Raw genomic sequence first — 11,496 nt, 5'->3', positions numbered from 1 at the left:
AAAGCTGAGCGGAAACCGGTAATAGAGCCAGACCGCATGGGCAATGATCTCGGCGGGGAAACGGTGGCGTCTAAAGTGAGCAGGCGAGATCTCGGTCATGGTCACTGAATCCAGCACGGTCACAACAAAGTCGTTAAGCCGACGCTACCCCTCAGACACATGATCGTAGTTCGCTTCGGTTCGAGGAGCTGTCGAGAGTCCTGCCGGCTCAGGACATCCGCGCGTAGAACGCGTCAGGGTTGCGAGTTATTTACCAGGCTTCGTCCGCGAAGCACGGGCGGCCGTCATGTGATTTGCATCATGCAGGAAGAACCAGCCATCAAAGTTGAACTTCCTGTTTAACCTTTCGCTGCGGCCATCTCACGCAAATACTTGGAACGGAATCCAACGCCTGCCTGATCGCCACCGGCCTCCCGTACGGGTATGGCAAGAGCGGTTTGGTGTGCATTTGACGAATTCCCGGTTGAGGACTATCTCGCGTCGTGATGCCCCCAGGTCGTGTATCCCCGGTTCCAGCGAGCCGAGAGACTTTAGAACTGGGCAATAGTAATGTCCGCAGCACTCCTGATCGAGTTGTTTGCCGACTCCGATATCGGCCCGGAGCACACCTTCCTGCCGCCCGAAAAAGGCTGGTACGTGTTGTCCTCTATCCGATATGAGGTGTATCGCTCCATGCACCACCGCTCATTGACGTCTGGCTCGCTCGCACCTCGGTCGCCGACCTGTCGAACGGGGACGGAGGCCGCCTCGATCGGAGCGGCACAGGCGCGCCGCGGCCCACCCCCATATGGCTGATACGTGTTATCGGCTGCATTATATGAGCGGTACCGAGCACCACACCACTCCTGCGCCTTGGCGGATAGCGTTTCGGACAGGAAAGCAACCTGGGCCCCGGTCACATCGGGTTTGTTCGTGGGGCTTAGCGGCACAGTCGCGCGCTGCTCGGACTTCGCTTCGGCCACGAGCGTATTCTCGGGCAACACAGCGGGAAGCCTCTCGTAAGCCTGCAAGCTGGAATCAACCCTCCGTACCTCGGGCGACCACAGTGGCTCGCCATAAATATTCGCAAATCGATGCGGCGCAATAGGTGCCGCCAGGTAGGATGACACCCGCACCCCAGCCGCTGCAATCGGCAGGAGACAAGAAGCTAGAACGAGACCTGTTAGTAGTTCGCGCATAGGATATCAACCTTCTGAATTCGCTATCCAAAAATGTCGATAGAGACTGGTTTGTTCCTAGGCCAAAAGTCCGATATCGGCTGGCCCTGCATCAGTGTTTCATCATGTTTCCGGCATGGTCGCTCACGGTCTTAGCAACCCAACTTCTTTTGCCGCATTCAGAAAAGCCTGGGCCGCGACCACAGCGCTGACTTTGCCCCTAAGCGCCCCGAGGCAAGCTTTTTTTGCGACCTTGAAATTCTTCCCGGCGGGTTGGGGCCAGCAGGTCATCAAGACTTCCAAGGCTTCACGGCTATTGCCGACACGTTTAAAGTGGTCGCCGCAATCGAAGGCTAATCTCATAAGTGGCTTCCCAAAGGTCGTTCTGCATAACGTCGCTCCTGGTCCCCTCTCCTTTCCCTCGAACGTGAAACGCTCACGGCTCGTTCCAGACTAGGACTTCAGTCCCACCGTCACGCTGCCATGCCCCAGGAGCGATCTACGAGGTTCCGGTTGGAAAGCGAAGGATAGGTTTCGACGAGCTTGGTCGCTTTGTTGAAGTCTAGCTTTTCTCTCATTTTGCCGAAAAGGCCGCGTTGGAATTGCTTCGATTCATCCGCGGGACATTTGCCACCCCGTGCCGCCCGTTAGGTTGAGCTTTCGGGCCAAAGGTCCAACGGGAATGGACTTTGAGCGTTGCCGCAACATATTGCCAAGGGCATCGGCACTGCCTCCCAATCGAGGATTGGGACAGGCGTGGTGGAATCAACAGGGAGGATATCCATGAAACGCATCGTAATCATCAGCCTTATGGCGGCATCTCTCGCCGCCTGCACGGCAACCGAACAAGGGGCGGGGGTTGGAGCGGCAACCGGTGCTGTCATCGGCGGCGTCGCCACCGGCAACGTCCGCGGCGCAGCCGTCGGCGCCGCAATTGGCGGTGTCTCGGGCGCTTTGATCGGCAGGGTCGCAGAGCAGCCTGGCCGCTGCTACTACCGCGACCAATACGGACGCCGATATGTCGACCGCTGCTAATTAGTACGCAATCTAGGGCATGTGAGGCTGATGTTTCACATGCCTGTATCCCCGACAAGATACAAACCTCGCCGTCGAGCAATCACCAAGGGTGTGGATCACTGATTGCAGAGGACCTATATAAAAATCCCACGAACCTCTGCAAACTTGCGATGCGAGTGCAAACTGAGATCGGGTTCGTTGACGACCTCGCGGTGACTTCTCCCATCCGTCATATTTTCCGGGGGGAACAAGTGGCTATAGCGCCGAATATAGTCCGTCACTCGTCTCCCGTATTCCGGGCTCAAATCTCGCTTTTGCGCTAGCATCGAGCCGATCGCTCTCGCTCGATCAAATACCAAAATCTCTAGGGTCAGGGCAATTCTAGTCCGGCGATTTTCAAAGGATAGCGAATCCTCGTCTCCTAAAGCCTCTAAAATACCCTAGCTGGCCCACCACCCGATAAAAAGCTTCCGGATGGTATTCGTCGCGTTGCAGAACTTCCTGGGCGTCCGGAGGACTCGTGGTGCCGGAATCTAACATTGGCAAAATTCATTGATTCGATGCTTGAGAGTACGGCTCCGTCGAACTCCCAATTACACCATTTTCAGGAGCACGATCTCGTTCGGACATTAGTAGTACAGCTGGGCCCAAGGTCTCACCTTCAGTCCGACTGACGGCCCGCAGTAGGAACAACAGTCTCTATCTAATGTTTCCCATGTAGCTTCGAGCACGCGATGTGCGTCAGAAGCTGGAGGAAAACCAAGGAGATGAGCATGAATATCGCAGTACGTGCGGCGTTGGCCGCAGCACTTCTCACAGGCACAGCCCTGTCGGCTTATGCCCAGACCAGCAGCACGGTCGGTACCGGGGGCACTGCAGCGGGTGGCGGAACATCCAGCAGCTCCGTTGGCACCGGCGGTTCGGCCGCAGGCTCCGGCAGCGGTTCGGGCTCCGCCTCGACGCTTGGTACCGGTGGCACGTCTGCCGGTGACGGGCAGTCGAGCAGTTCTGTCGGAACCGGTGGTTCGGCTGCGGGATCAGGTAGTGGTTCTGGTTCGGCGTCCACGCTCGGAACCGGTGGCACCTCGGCTGGCGGCGGCCAGTCCTCAAGCTCGGTCGGTACAGGCGGGAGTTCGGCCGGGGCAGCCGGCGACGATCATGGCAAAAGCAAAAAAGGATGCCCTCCTGGCCAAGCTAAAAAGGACGGCAGTTCCTGCTAATCATCTATGGGCGGAAGCGATAGCGCTTCCTTCCTCTCTTTAGGAGGACCGGGTATGACCTCGGCATCATTCTCACATAAGAGCGCCTTCGCCCTGCCGCTGATTTTCGCGATAATCATCGCCGGTGCGGCTTTGGCCAACGAAACCATCAAGCTCAACGACGGTACTACGTGTAGCGTCATTGAAAGCGGCAGCTCGGCGGGAAATGGGTCATCGACGTCAGTTACCGCTGGTGGCGGTGGTGTGTCGTCTTCGACGACGATCGGCGGCACGACGACAACAGTACAGTCACGCAATGGCTCGACATCCTCAAGCGCGGGTTCGTCGATTACGACCGGCACGGCTGGTACGCAGTCTTTTTCGACAGCGAGCGTCACCCGTCCTGACGGGACCATCATCACTCCCCGCTCCGACGGGACCTGCGACGTCACGAAACCTACGAAATAGAGGAGAAATCATTATGCTTAAAATGATCACGATGGCAGGTATTGCCCTTCTCGCCTCGGTCTTCTCCACGCCGGTACTCGCACAAGATTGTATTGCCACGGGCACTGTGGGTTCTGCTGGCAGCGCCGCCGCAGGGGGAACCTCCGCCAGTACAGTTGGCACAGCAGGTGCCTGCCAGAAAGACGGAGGTACGACAGCCTCGATCGGTTCAGCCTCTAGTGCTGCCGCCGCGGACGGCAAGTCGAAAAGCCAGACGAAGGTGAACGAAAACCCGAAACAGTTGAGCGCGCAATCCAGAGCACAGGCGATGGATAAGGGCACCTTTAGCAAGTCGCAGACAAAGACTCGCGTGAAGGGTGATGAACTTCAGAGCAGGACACGCAGCATGTCCCATGTGCCAGGCGAAAAGCCGGTGAAGAGCACCACCGACAGCATCGTTGTGCTACCGCAACCGTGAGACGCCACTAGTCGGTCGTATGGGCGCAGACCGGTCACCCGCCAAGCACCAGACGCACTTAGCGGCTTCGTGGCCGCGGCTTTCCTACCGCGTCGGCCTTAAGTCCGATGCTGGAACGATCGTAAACATCAAGGGATTATAACCCAGCGGATCTCGCGACGAAGATCCGAGCTAGGAGGAAACCATGCATAGACTTATTCTGACCGCCGCCTTTGTCTCCGTTTCAGCTTTGTCAGCATTCTCGCAGACCGCGCCTGCAGCCAATAGCGAGGGGAACACACCTGCTGTCGCTACGCCCGACACCAAGAACCCGACAGCTCCTGTAGAAGGCGCCAACAGTTTTACAGAAGACCAAGCCAAGGAACGGATCGAAGAGGCCGGCTACACCGGCGTCAAGGATCTTAAAAAGGATGACAAGGGCATCTGGAATGCTGCTGGAATGAAAGACGGCAAGAGCGTTTCGATCGCGCTCGACTATCAGGGCAATGTCGTCGCCAAGTAACGAAGGGAGATTACCGATGAGAACTGTCACTGGACTTTTTGACGATTATGCCGATGCCAGCGCCGCGGTTGGCGAGCTAGAAACCGCAGGCGTGCGGTCCGACGACATAAGCATTGTTTCAAACAACGCGGATCAGCGGCATGGCGACTCAAACGCCGCAGAAGGAGCAGGAACCGGCGCAGGGATAGGCGCGGTCGTCGGTGGCGCGGGTGGCCTGCTCACCGGTCTCGGCCTGATGGCAATCCCAGGCGTTGGCCCGGTCGTGGCAGCAGGGTGGCTTGTCGCAACGGCGGCCGGTGCTGCAGCCGGCGCAGTTGCTGGTGGGGCCGCCGGCGGTATTATCGGTGGGCTGACGAGCTCCGGCGTCCCGGAACGCGATGCGCATTTCTATGCAGAAGGCGTCCGGCGCGGTGGCACACTCGTGACTGCCAAGGTGGAGGACGCTCTAGCGCCGGAAGCTGAAGCTATCCTCAAGCGCTCCAACTGGGTCGATCCTGCAGAACGTCGCGTTTCGTATGAACGGCAAGGCTGGACAAGGTTCGACGAAACGCTCGATCCTTATGACGCCCAGCAGGTCGAACAGGAAAGGCTTCGATATCGCCGAGGCGGTATCTGAATTCAGCAGCGGGGCGCCTGAAGAGGCGCCCCTTTCGCCGCCCGACAGCTGATCTGATCTCGTATTACGTCGGTAGTGCGACATATTCGAAGACCAAATAGCTACGTAGGCGGTACGGGCACATCAGCTACTTTAGCTCAGACCTTGGTCGGTTATCGAACACCGATACCTTTGCTAGGATGCGGATGGTCTACAGGGGAGAAACGGAAGTGCAGCTGGGAAATGCAAAGCGAACTGCCCTTACCTGTCTCACCTATCAGCAAAGACAGTTGCTTTTTGCGGGGCTGAAAAGTGAGGTTAATCGCAGCTTCTGCATGCTCGATCCTCAAGCACAAAGACGCTGGGCTACCGCAGCCCAGAAGCTCACCGAAATCTTAGAATTCTTCGAGCATGCGCCTCAAGACGCCGAGGGCTGCTCAATGGTCAAAGCCGTGGAACTTGCCTGCGAGTTCACCATTCAAGCGATCCCATCGGAACATGAGATCGCGAACGCGACCATACACTGATCCTCAAGGCACTACTCTGTCGAAGCGGGGAGCAACGACATTGTTGGAGCGGGCGAAAAACTTTCGTTGTAAAAACTGGAAAAGAACCACGCCCAAGATCATCAACAAGCGAGCGGGAAGTAGTCTGAGATGGAATGTCCGATGATTTCACGCAGATCGCTCATAGCGGGAATGGCGTTTTTGCATACCGCTGCGCGACCAGCCAGCCTCATCGCGCTGGAGACTATTGCGACCGTTAGCCCGGCATTTGCGAAGGGTGGCGGTGGAAACGGCGGTGGAAACGGCGGCCAGGGCTTCGGAAGAAGAAATTCCGCAGGAGATAATAATAGCAAGGGCAGATTTAATAATTCTGCGGGTGTCACCGAAGCCACGGGCGGCTACTCAGTTTCCGTCAAAGGCGGCACCGTCGAAATTCGCTATGCAAACGGGATCCTGGAACGCCTCACCAATCGGCGCTTCTCGATGACTGATCGGCGGGGGCGCACAATCGTGGACCGCCCTGCGACATCTGACGACCGGGCTCGGATTCAATCTCTGCTCAAATGAAAAAGGGATCTACCTGCGCCAGCGTAGGGCGGCCTCGGTTCGATTTGAGACGCTAAGCTTCGCGAAGATGCGGGTTGCGTGGTGCTTGACCGTTTTCTCGTGAAGGCCGAGCTTTCTCGCAACCAACTTGTTACTCATCCCCACCGCGATCAGATCCATGACCTCACGCTCGCGCGCACTAAGCCCATCATGTTCTTGCATCGCGGCTGGATGCGGTTTGCGTTCTGAAATCAGTCTTGCGCTCAGGTTGGGGGGAACATAACTTCCGCCAAGTACAACCGTCCGAACCACGCTTGCCAGATCGCGAGACCCAATACCTTTAAGAACATATCCACAAGCTCCCGACTGCATCGCGGCACGCACGTCGTCCCCGTCTTCTGACGCAGTCAATATTATCACTTTCGTAGCAGGAGCGTTGGCGAGGATGGTTTGGATCGCGGAAAGCCCATTTCCCGGCATCGATATATCGAGCAAAACAGCCTCAGGACAGTGCGTCGTGGCTAAAGACACGGCATCGCTCGCCGAGCCCCCCCTCTCCGACGATTTCGAAGCCTAGATCTCCCAAACTTTTGTAGACCCCCGCGCGAAACATCGGATGATCGTCGACAAGCACAAGGCGGATTTTCTCGGTCATGACACTATCGGATCGCGGATATTGAGGAACATAGTTAGAGTAGTGCCGGCAAAAGACGAATTTATTTCGAATTTGCCGCCAAGGCTTTCGATGCGTTCACGCAGCCCTGCGAGGCCTAGACCGAGCAAAGACACGTTTTCTTCTTTGAAGCCTTGGCCAGTATCTTGCACGATGACTGTAATCTCGCTGCCGAGAAGTTTCACTTCGACCCGCTGCCCTTTGGCATCGGCATGCCGCCAGCCGTTATTGAGTCCTTCCTGGATGAACCTATAGGCGCAGATTTTAACCGCCACTGGTATCTCGTCATTCAAGGGCTCAATCGCACTATCTACCGATGCGCCTGTACGTAATTGGTAATGCTCGACTGCTCGGCGGGCCGCTTCGCTGACTGACAAGGTCTCGATTTGGGGTAAGATCAAGCCACGGCAGATGATGCGGATATCACGTATAGCTTCGTCCAGGCTTTCCTTGATTGTCGCAACCTCTTCCTCGCGGGTGGCTCTATTGCTGTCGTCGCTGAGGATCTGTTCGCTATCCATGCGCAGAGCAGCGTAGGCCATCAGCTGTGCGGGCCCGTCGTGCAGGTCCGCACCCACCCTTCTGAGAAATCTCTCGTTGAGCGCGACCGCTCGCTGAGAGCCTTTCTTGACGCGGAGGGTAAGATCGAGGTTTTCCTGCAGCTGACGTTCTATTGTCCGGCTTCCACGCAGGACGATTGCCGAGAGGATCAAGAAAAAACCGGACGTTACAGTGATGGTCACGGCCCAGCTTCTAAAACGCGCCCGTGTCAGGCTGCGCTCGAGCTCTCCCGCCCTTTCGTAAAACTCTGTTACGGCAACAACCTGGCCCGACCAGGGCTGAAGGATCGGATTGTATATCTCAAGCAGAGGCTCACCAACCGCTCGTTCTCTATCGCTTTCAGGATCATCCACCTCGTCGAATTTCGCCACAAGTTCGCCATTAAAGGCTCGATTTCGATTTTCGCCACGAGGTACGACACGGCCCATAAGATTCTTGTCGTTCGAATATAATATCATGCCGTCCTTGCGCCACAGGCGAAACGAGACCAGCCGCTTTCCGAGAGCACCCTGGCCCAGGGTTTCGTCGAGCGTCCGCTCTATGGACTCATCCAGCTTCGTCTCGCGGGTCAGATCCGGTAGAACTGGCGCGATAATACTGTCGACATATAGGGCAGTGGTAGCGGCAGCATTCCGCGTAACCGTCTGTGCGATCTGCTCTGTGACATGAAGCCCGATAATGATCGTGGCAATTGCGGTGACTACACCTCCTGCCAGAAAAAACTGCTTGGCGAGATTAAGGGAGTTCACGAAATCTAGAGCTGACTTCACCGGCCCGTTCCAAGTTCCAAGATCCGCGTATAGGGAGACCTACATAAGACTGTCAGCGGATTAATCCGGAAGAAACGTTTGAACCGCTCACGGGGGCCTCGGAGATGAAGCCGACGCGTGGCCGCTGAACGGGATCGTTAAGGCCTATGAGCACGACCACCATTCCGCCCATAATGACGAGGATGCCTGCAACAAGCGACTTCATCTTCCATCTCCCATAAGAAGATTGGTGTGGCAGAGACTATCCACCACACCATCTTTGCCAAACCCACCGGTTAATTGATCACCTGGATCACCTTGCGGCTTGAAGGCTCGACGATGACTCGCTGCTTGTTCACGATGGCGTAGGAATACTTCGGATTTTCCGGAACCTGCTGGACGACGACGGTCGACGGAAGCGGTTCACCAACGACCACCTTTTCCTGTACAACGACGGAATCAGTGGGCATGGGAGCCTCACGAACGTAAGTCACAACACGTTCCGGCGGTGGGTCAATAGCGGTTCCCGCGATTGCGCCGACAACCCCGCCAACAGCTGCACCAACCGGACCGCCGACAATTGCTCCCGTCACCGCGCCGCCGGCAGCGCCGTTCACCGTGGACTGCTGCGCCAATGCACCACCTGCCACGAACATTGCTGTGGCAAAAACTACGGCTCGCTTCTTATTCATCTGCTTTCTCCTTTTTGACCGAGGTGTTCCTCGCCCAACAAATGGAGAAGCTGTCCAACAAGTTCCAGGGTGGGACTTTGTGCCCAATCCCTTGCCGATCATTACGCCTTTGGGCCTGCGAGGCCCGGCAGGGCGTTATCCCGGGCTGTGGGGGCCTCATTCTTGCCATGCGCAACGATCGCGAACAACACATCCGTTATGTTGCACTCGATTCGTTGATTTCAGTTTTGATTTCGAACCAGCCATGGACATCAAATACTGACCAATATTTAGATATAAAATATGGTCAGTGTGAGTGTGTCGATTGCAAGTGACCAAAATTTGTATATAATCTTCGGTCACAAGATAGGAAAGCTATGCCGGATCCCACATCGGACACTCTCAAACGCATTCACCAAAGGATCGCCGGCAAAGCACCTTCGGGCGTTTGGTCGCGTGCCGATTTTCTGGACATCGCAACACCGAACGCCGTCGAAAAGGCGCTGCAGAGGCTGACCAACCGCGGCGACATCCGCCGACCTCATCGTGGTCTCTATGACAAGCCCGGCATCAGCCAGTTGACAGGCAAGATGGTGTTTCCGCCGCGCGCCTCGTTTATCGATGCGATTGCACGGCGCGACAAGCTGCGTGTGTGCGTAGACGGCATGACAGCTGCCAACGATCTTGGCCTGACGACGGCTGTTCCGGCCCGGTCCACGATCTATGCGGATACGTATCCTCGAACCATCGAGATCGAGGCCAATGCCGGTGATACGCATGCCGTGAGACCAGTCATCTATATCCTGGACTTCAAGCGCATTTCGGCAAAGACCGCTTTCTGGGCAGGCAGGCCGGCGATGCGGGTGATCCAGGCCCTCCACTGGTTTCGCGATGAGCGAACCAATCTGGAGACGGTTGTCGATGGTATCGTCCGTTACCTGGCACGAAGCCCCCACAGGCAACCGATTGTCGAGGATCTGCGCGAAAACATCAACGCCATCCCTGCCTGGATGTACCAGGCGATAGAAACGATAATACGCGACCCGCGGGCTCCGGTGGATGAAGACACTCCAACAGGTCCGGATGGGAAGGCTGAACATGCGCCAGAGCTTCATTGAAATCCTTCGCTCAAGCGCTGACGAGCGGAGAGCACTATTCTCCGCCGCGGCGTCCGATCTGGAAACGCGGGCCGAGAATATCGAGAAGGATCTCTACGTCTGCTGGGTGCTCGACTTCCTGTTCAACCGACGGAGGGACGATGCCATTGGCCTCTATTTTAAGGGCGGGACCAGCCTCAGCAAGGCCTACAGCCTGATCCAGCGTTTTTCCGAGGACATCGACATTGGCATTTACAAGGGGGACCTGAAAGTTCCGCTTGAGACCGATATCGCCGCTCTCCCCTCTGTCAATCAACAACAGAAGGCTCTGGCCGAGCAGGTGGACGAGGCAGCACGGCATTATATCTCCGGGCCACTCAAGCGTTTGCTTGAGGAGGAAATCGCCGTGGTCGAAGAAGAGATCGGACAAACGGGACATTTTTCGCTCGGCTTCGGGTACGATCCCTACCGGAAGAAGGAAGCGCTCGACATTTTGGTGCTAGGATACAGAAGCGTCTTTGATACCAGCGGCGGCTACGTCGAGGCGGCGTTGCGCATCGAAGGCGGCGCACGCCCGGATCCGGTGCCAGCCGAAAGGCGAGAAATCGTCCCCTACATAGCATCCGAAATGCCGGCCAGTTCGGATCTCACGATCTCCAATGTGATGACCGTCAAGCCCGAGCGGACGTTCTGGGAAAAGGTCCTCATCCTTCATGCCATGACGGAAATGACCGAGAAACGAAACGCGGACCAGAATGCGGAAAGAAAGGTCCCCGACCTCAATCGATACTCGCGCCACTATTACGATGTTCATCAGATCTGGACGCATCCAGACTACGGAAAGGCGACGGCATCCATGCTCGATCTTGCCGAAGCGTGCCGGCAGCACAAGGAACTGATGTTCCGTGCACCGGACCATCGCTATGATCGGGCAGTACCCGGCAGTTTCCGGCTGTTGCCGACCGCCGATATGCGCAAGAAACTGGCGACCGACTACGACAGAATGTCGGCGATGATCTTTGCGACACCGCCTGATTTCGAGGCTGTCATGAAAAGCATCGAGGATCTGGAGCGTTTCCTCAACAAGGATCCGATCGCCGGTTGACTACGTCGATCTTGGAAATTGCAGAGACCCTGCTCGCCTCGGTCTACCGTTCAGACGGCCGGTGCGGCTAAGATCACCTTTTCGTCGCTCAACAGCGAAAAAAGGGCAAGGACAGCGGTGTTGTCACATAAACCTGCTGTCAGTGAGTGGGGCGTAGAGATGGTGGGATGAAGAATTCAGCCATCAGCTACAA

At 56.6% G+C, this 11,496-nt stretch carries 15 protein-coding genes and 2 pseudogenes; 10 read left to right on the top strand and 7 right to left on the bottom strand.

The window, feature by feature from the left end; genetic code table 11:
• From JZX87_RS30530 to JZX87_RS30520, 3 genes and pseudogenes are all read right to left on the bottom strand, one after another.
• Nucleotides 1-99 (bottom strand): annotated as a pseudogene (locus JZX87_RS30530) (IS6 family transposase); the annotation flags it as partial.
• A 431-nt stretch (nucleotides 100-530) separates the two neighbouring features.
• On the bottom strand, nucleotides 531-1,178 hold the full coding sequence (locus tag JZX87_RS31975; protein ID WP_148147081.1) for a BA14K family protein: 648 nt from the start codon (nucleotides 1,176-1,178) through the stop codon (nucleotides 531-533).
• A gap of 123 nt (nucleotides 1,179-1,301) precedes the next feature.
• Nucleotides 1,302-1,520: a DUF982 domain-containing protein gene (locus tag JZX87_RS30520; protein ID WP_206829586.1), complete on the bottom strand. Its 219-nt coding sequence runs from the start codon at nucleotides 1,518-1,520 to the stop codon at nucleotides 1,302-1,304.
• A 420-nt stretch (nucleotides 1,521-1,940) separates the two neighbouring features.
• On the opposite strand from JZX87_RS30520, the gene JZX87_RS30515 reads away from it, so the two are divergent.
• The 8 genes from JZX87_RS30515 (at nucleotide 1,941) to JZX87_RS30480 (ending at nucleotide 6,468) form a co-directional block, all read left to right on the top strand.
• Entirely contained in the window at nucleotides 1,941-2,192 is a 252-nt protein-coding gene (locus JZX87_RS30515; protein WP_148147079.1) for a YMGG-like glycine zipper-containing protein, read from the top strand.
• A 755-nt stretch (nucleotides 2,193-2,947) separates the two neighbouring features.
• Complete coding sequence (locus JZX87_RS30510; RefSeq protein WP_206829585.1) at nucleotides 2,948-3,394, top strand: hypothetical protein; 447 nt, start codon at nucleotides 2,948-2,950, stop codon at nucleotides 3,392-3,394.
• A 54-nt stretch (nucleotides 3,395-3,448) separates the two neighbouring features.
• Nucleotides 3,449-3,841, top strand: a complete 393-nt coding sequence (locus JZX87_RS31695) for a hypothetical protein (protein ID WP_286195222.1) — start codon at nucleotides 3,449-3,451, stop codon at nucleotides 3,839-3,841.
• 13 nt (nucleotides 3,842-3,854) lie between these two features.
• A complete protein-coding gene (locus tag JZX87_RS30500) occupies nucleotides 3,855-4,298 on the top strand; it encodes a hypothetical protein (RefSeq protein WP_206829583.1) in 444 nt (147 codons plus the stop codon).
• Between the two features lie 184 nt (nucleotides 4,299-4,482).
• The gene (locus JZX87_RS30495) at nucleotides 4,483-4,800 is read left to right on the top strand and encodes a periplasmic substrate-binding domain-containing protein (protein WP_148147075.1); all 318 of its coding nucleotides are present in this window, start codon (nucleotides 4,483-4,485) and stop codon (nucleotides 4,798-4,800) included.
• Between the two features lie 16 nt (nucleotides 4,801-4,816).
• On the top strand, nucleotides 4,817-5,416 hold the full coding sequence (locus JZX87_RS30490; protein WP_206829582.1) for a general stress protein: 600 nt from the start codon (nucleotides 4,817-4,819) through the stop codon (nucleotides 5,414-5,416).
• A 209-nt stretch (nucleotides 5,417-5,625) separates the two neighbouring features.
• Entirely contained in the window at nucleotides 5,626-5,922 is a 297-nt protein-coding gene (locus JZX87_RS30485) for a hypothetical protein (protein WP_206829581.1), read from the top strand.
• Nucleotides 5,923-6,063: 141 nt separating this feature from the next.
• Nucleotides 6,064-6,468 carry a hypothetical protein gene (locus JZX87_RS30480; protein WP_206829580.1) on the top strand — a complete coding sequence of 135 codons (405 nt, stop codon included), beginning with the start codon at nucleotides 6,064-6,066 and terminating at the stop codon, nucleotides 6,466-6,468.
• A 9-nt stretch (nucleotides 6,469-6,477) separates the two neighbouring features.
• Here the strand turns inward: JZX87_RS30480 and JZX87_RS30475 are convergent.
• The 4 genes and pseudogenes from JZX87_RS30475 to JZX87_RS30460 all read right to left on the bottom strand — a co-directional run bounded on the left by JZX87_RS30475 (nucleotide 6,478) and on the right by JZX87_RS30460 (nucleotide 9,122).
• Nucleotides 6,478-7,102: pseudogene (locus JZX87_RS30475) on the bottom strand (response regulator).
• On the bottom strand, nucleotides 7,099-8,451 hold the full coding sequence (locus JZX87_RS30470) for a sensor histidine kinase (RefSeq protein WP_206829579.1): 1,353 nt from the start codon (nucleotides 8,449-8,451) through the stop codon (nucleotides 7,099-7,101). Before JZX87_RS30470 ends, JZX87_RS30475 begins: the two are co-directional and overlap by 4 nt.
• 52 nt (nucleotides 8,452-8,503) lie before the next feature.
• The gene (locus JZX87_RS30465; RefSeq protein WP_206829578.1) at nucleotides 8,504-8,656 is read right to left on the bottom strand and encodes a hypothetical protein; all 153 of its coding nucleotides are present in this window, start codon (nucleotides 8,654-8,656) and stop codon (nucleotides 8,504-8,506) included.
• A 70-nt stretch (nucleotides 8,657-8,726) separates the two neighbouring features.
• Nucleotides 8,727-9,122: a DUF1236 domain-containing protein gene (locus tag JZX87_RS30460; RefSeq protein WP_148148814.1), complete on the bottom strand. Its 396-nt coding sequence runs from the start codon at nucleotides 9,120-9,122 to the stop codon at nucleotides 8,727-8,729.
• Between the two features lie 356 nt (nucleotides 9,123-9,478).
• Here JZX87_RS30460 and JZX87_RS30455 point away from each other — a divergent pair, with 356 nt between their 5' ends.
• Nucleotides 9,479-10,219 (top strand): DUF6088 family protein, encoded by a 741-nt coding sequence (locus tag JZX87_RS30455; protein WP_206829577.1) that lies wholly within the window; start codon nucleotides 9,479-9,481, stop codon nucleotides 10,217-10,219.
• Nucleotides 10,200-11,303 (top strand): nucleotidyl transferase AbiEii/AbiGii toxin family protein, encoded by a 1,104-nt coding sequence (locus tag JZX87_RS30450; protein ID WP_206829576.1) that lies wholly within the window; start codon nucleotides 10,200-10,202, stop codon nucleotides 11,301-11,303. The genes JZX87_RS30455 and JZX87_RS30450 overlap by 20 nt, the downstream gene beginning before the upstream one ends.
• The last annotated feature ends 193 nt before the right edge of the window (nucleotides 11,304-11,496 follow it).

It is taken from the genome of Agrobacterium sp. Ap1 (genome assembly GCF_017313375.1).
Lineage (GTDB): Bacteria > Pseudomonadota > Alphaproteobacteria > Rhizobiales > Rhizobiaceae > Neorhizobium > Neorhizobium cellulosilyticum.
Note: the sequence above shows the minus strand (reverse complement) of the source record. Positions and strands in the feature narration are given on the sequence as shown.

Excerpts from the sequence above, each read along its gene's own strand:
- JZX87_RS30500 (WP_206829583.1), top strand. The coding sequence starts at position 3,855 with ATGCTTAAAATGATCACGATGGCAGGTATTGCCCTTCTCGCCTCGGTC.
- JZX87_RS31695 (WP_286195222.1), top strand. The coding sequence starts at position 3,449 with ATGACCTCGGCATCATTCTCACATAAGAGCGCCTTCGCCCTGCCGCTG.
- JZX87_RS30450 (WP_206829576.1), top strand. The coding sequence starts at position 10,200 with ATGCGCCAGAGCTTCATTGAAATCCTTCGCTCAAGCGCTGACGAGCGG.
- JZX87_RS30465 (WP_206829578.1), bottom strand. The coding sequence starts at position 8,656 with ATGAAGTCGCTTGTTGCAGGCATCCTCGTCATTATGGGCGGAATGGTG.
- JZX87_RS30520 (WP_206829586.1), bottom strand. The coding sequence starts at position 1,520 with ATGAGATTAGCCTTCGATTGCGGCGACCACTTTAAACGTGTCGGCAAT.
- JZX87_RS30460 (WP_148148814.1), bottom strand. The coding sequence starts at position 9,122 with ATGAATAAGAAGCGAGCCGTAGTTTTTGCCACAGCAATGTTCGTGGCA.
- JZX87_RS30490 (WP_206829582.1), top strand. The coding sequence starts at position 4,817 with ATGAGAACTGTCACTGGACTTTTTGACGATTATGCCGATGCCAGCGCC.
- JZX87_RS30480 (WP_206829580.1), top strand. The coding sequence starts at position 6,064 with ATGATTTCACGCAGATCGCTCATAGCGGGAATGGCGTTTTTGCATACC.
- JZX87_RS30515 (WP_148147079.1), top strand. The coding sequence starts at position 1,941 with ATGAAACGCATCGTAATCATCAGCCTTATGGCGGCATCTCTCGCCGCC.
- JZX87_RS30495 (WP_148147075.1), top strand. The coding sequence starts at position 4,483 with ATGCATAGACTTATTCTGACCGCCGCCTTTGTCTCCGTTTCAGCTTTG.
- JZX87_RS30510 (WP_206829585.1), top strand. The coding sequence starts at position 2,948 with ATGAATATCGCAGTACGTGCGGCGTTGGCCGCAGCACTTCTCACAGGC.
- JZX87_RS31975 (WP_148147081.1), bottom strand. The coding sequence starts at position 1,178 with ATGCGCGAACTACTAACAGGTCTCGTTCTAGCTTCTTGTCTCCTGCCG.
- JZX87_RS30455 (WP_206829577.1), top strand. The coding sequence starts at position 9,479 with ATGCCGGATCCCACATCGGACACTCTCAAACGCATTCACCAAAGGATC.